General features: G+C 67.3%; 1 protein-coding gene. It reads right to left on the bottom strand.

All coding sequences use genetic code 11. The annotated features are described in order from the left end of the window. Positions 1-12 precede the first annotated feature (12 nt). The gene (locus tag AB0N89_RS41015; protein WP_364217166.1) at positions 13-1035 is read right to left on the bottom strand and encodes an IS110 family transposase; all 1023 of its coding nucleotides are present in this window, start codon (positions 1033-1035) and stop codon (positions 13-15) included. Positions 1036-1298 lie beyond the last annotated feature (263 nt).

Here is a 1298-nt window from a genome sequence, read left to right as displayed (position 1 = left end):
CGAAAGAAGCTTCTATGTCAAGTCTGCTTTGAGTGCTTGGTAGATGGTGTTGGTGAGGTGTCGTTTGAGTGCTCGGAGTGCGGCTTTGGTGGTGGCGTGTGGGTGGTTTGTGGTCCAGGTGTCGCGGTAGTGGCGGGCTGGTGGGTGGTGGGCGAGTTGGGTGATGGCGATGCGGTGGATGCAGGTGTTGAGTTGTCGGTTGCCGCCGCGGTTGAGGCGGTAGTGGGGTTTGTTGCTGGACCAGACGGGGATGGGTGCGGTGCCGGCGTGCATGGCGTAGGCGGCTGGTGAGCGGAATCGGGTGATGCCGGCGGTTTCGCCGATGATTTTCGCGGCGGTGATCGTGCCGACGCCGGTGATGGACAGGAGTGTGGGGGCCAGGGGCTGGACTCGTTCGGTGAGCTGGTGGTCGAGCTGGGTGATCTGCTGGCCGAGGGTGGTGATCTCGGCGAGGAGGTCGAGGGCGAGGTCGCGGCGGACGCTGGGATCGAGGGTGGTGACCGCGCTGGTGAGGGTGGCCAGTGTGCGTGGCCTGGTCAGGTCGTGGTGGTCCTGGCCGAGGGCGGGGTCGAGGTCGTGCAGGTGCCAGCGCAGCTGGTTGATGCCGGCGGTGCGGCGGTGGACCAGGTCCTCGCGCCGGTCGGTCAGCAGCCGCAGGTCCAGGGCCTGCTGGTCCAGGTGCGCGGTCGGCAGGCCGGGTTCGCGCAGGACGGCGCGGGCGACGGCGAGCGCGTCGATCGGGTCGGACTTCCCGCGGGTGCGGGCCGAGGCCCGGCAGGCGGCCATCAGTTTCGGGGGCACCCATTTCACCGTGGCGCCGGTGCCGATCAGAGCGCGGACCAGCCGCCCGGCGACGCCGCGGCCGTCCTCGACCGCCCAGACCAGCTCGGTCCCGAACCGCGCGGCCCAGGCCCGCAGCCGGAGGTGTCCGTCGTTGTCGGAGCGGACGGTTTTGCAGGCCAGTTTCCGCCCGGCCTGATCGACAGCGACCGCGGTGTGACTGGACTTGTGCGGATCGATCCCGATGACCACCATGGACACGCGCGTGTTCCTTCCCTAGCCGGAGAACAAGTGCACCTTTCCGGGCCGGGCTGGTCGGACACACCTCAGTTGAGGTCGATGGCGTCTAGTCCACGCTTCTATCAAGTCAGGCCAGCCAGGCCCGGACCTTGATCACGCTGGACAGTTCTTTCACAAGCCAGCAAGGCAGTGGCTTTCTGAGTCACCACGCGACCAAGACCGGACCCTAACCACTCACACGAGCAGCACAACCACCCTGACACTGAGTGGCTTTCGCG

Source organism: Amycolatopsis sp. NPDC089917, from assembly GCF_040684635.1.
Taxonomy (GTDB): domain Bacteria; phylum Actinomycetota; class Actinomycetes; order Mycobacteriales; family Pseudonocardiaceae; genus Amycolatopsis.
This window is presented reverse-complemented; position numbering and strand designations above follow the sequence as displayed.

Coding starts and splice junctions, on each gene's coding strand:
- AB0N89_RS41015 (WP_364217166.1), bottom strand. CDS start 1,035: ATGGTGGTCATCGGGATCGATCCGCACAAGTCCAGTCACACCGCGGTC.